The following is a 1,758-nucleotide window of genomic DNA, read 5'->3' on the forward strand; positions in this document are numbered from 1 at the left end:
GTCAGCCCTTGTTGGCGCCCAGGGTCAGGCCGCTGACGAACTGGCGCTGGAGCACGAAGTACACGATCAGGGTGGGGATCGCGGTGAGCAGGGCGCCGGCGGCGACCAGGTTGGGATCGGTGAAGTACGCCCCGGTGAGGTTGTTCAGCGCCGAGGTGATCGGCATGTTCTCGCCGGTGGAGATGAGGACCAGGGCCCAGAAGAAGTCGTTGTAGATCCAGATGGACAACAACGTGGCCAGGGCCGCCATCGCCGGGCGGCACAGCGGCAGCACGATCTGCCAGTACATGCGCCACACCGAGGCGCCGTCGACCAGCGCGGCCTCGGTCAGCTCGTGCGGCAGCGAGCGCATGTAGTTGCTCAGCACGAACGCGCAGAACCCGGACTGGAACGCGACGTGGATGAGGACCAGGCCGAGCGCGGAGTCGTACAGCTTGCCGGACATGGTGATGCCGGGCAGGTCGATGAGCAGGTACAGGCGGTACAACGGGGTGATGATGACCTGCTGCGGGAGCAGGTTGCCGGCGGTGAAGACCAGCAGCAGGAACAGGTTGATGCGGAAGTCGAAGCGGCTGACGTAGAAGGCGACCATCGACGACAGGAACAGCGTCACCAGCACCGCCGGCACGGCGATGATCAGCGTGTTGACGAAGTAGTGCCCCATGTCGGACTGGGTGAACGCGTTCGTGAAGTTGTCGAAGCTCAGCTTGTCGGGCCAGGAGACGTAGCCCTTCTCGCTGGTCTCCGCGTACGGCCGCATCGCCGAGTACAGCGCCCACAGCAGCGGCCCGAGCCAGGCCAGCGAGGCGCCCGCGAGGAAGAGGTGCAGCAGGACCCGGGCCGGGCGGACGGGAGTGCGGGCCTTGGTCATGACGGTGGTGCTCATGCGCGCCGCTCCTTCCGGAAGGTGGACACCAGGTACGGAATGATCACGACGAGCGAGATCAGCAGCAGGACGACCGCGATCGCGGAGCCGTATCCGATGCGGCTGGACTCACCGATGATGTTGTTGGTGACCAGGATCGAGAGCAGTTCGGTGCCCTCGGCGCCCTTGTTGAAGACGAAGACCAGGTCGAAGGCGCGCAGGGCCTCGATGATGGTGACGACCAGGACGACGGTGTTGGTGGGGCGCAGCGTGGGGAAGATGACGTTCTTGAACGTCTGCCACTCGTTCGCCCCGTCCAGCGAGGACGCCTCGCGCAGCGAGGGGTCCACACCCTTCAGGCCGGCCAGGTAGAGGATCATCATGTAGCCGGTGTGGCGCCAGGACGCGGCGATGAGGATCGCCCACAGGTTGAGGTCCGGGTCGCCGATCCAGTCGATGTACTTGCCCGGCTCGTTGGCCCCGATGATGCTGTTGATCAGACCGGTGTCGGGGTTGTAGATGAGCTGCCAGACGAAGCCGATCACGGCCATCGACATGACCACGGGCAGGAAGAACGCCGTCTGGTAGACGCGGCTGAACCGGATCTTCTTGTCCAGCTGCACGGCCAGGAACAGGCCGAGCGGGGTGGGGATCGCGATCAGGACGACGAACCAGATCACGTTGTGCTGGACGGCCGGCCAGAACTGCGGGTTCTGCTCGAACAGCTCCTTGAAGTTCTGGAGCCCGACCCACTTGATCGAGTCGAAGCCGATGCCGTCCCAGGTGGTGAAGGCCAACGCGATCGAGGCGAAGGCCGTCACCCACACGAGGGCGACGTGCAGGAGGGTGGGCAGGCCCGCCATCAGCGCCAGGATGAACCGGTCCCGGCGGGT

General features: G+C 65.2%; 2 protein-coding genes. Both read right to left on the reverse strand.

Features of this window, described 5'->3' with window-relative positions:
* Window position 1 precedes the first annotated feature (1 nt).
* Window positions 2–886, reverse strand: a complete 885-nt coding sequence (locus KUM49_RS37770; RefSeq protein ID WP_217241491.1) for a carbohydrate ABC transporter permease — start codon at window positions 884–886, stop codon at window positions 2–4.
* The coding region (locus tag KUM49_RS37775) for a carbohydrate ABC transporter permease (RefSeq protein WP_217241492.1) at window positions 883–1,758 on the reverse strand (876 nt) is incomplete at its 5' end. The genes KUM49_RS37775 and KUM49_RS37770, both read right to left, overlap by 4 nt.

It is taken from the genome of Streptomyces sp. AC555_RSS877 (assembly GCF_019049245.1).
Lineage (GTDB): Bacteria > Actinomycetota > Actinomycetes > Streptomycetales > Streptomycetaceae > Streptomyces.

Bases quoted from the DNA above. Each gene is read 5' to 3' on its own strand.
- KUM49_RS37770 (WP_217241491.1), bottom strand. From the start codon at position 886: ATGAGCACCACCGTCATGACCAAGGCCCGCACTCCCGTCCGCCCGGCC.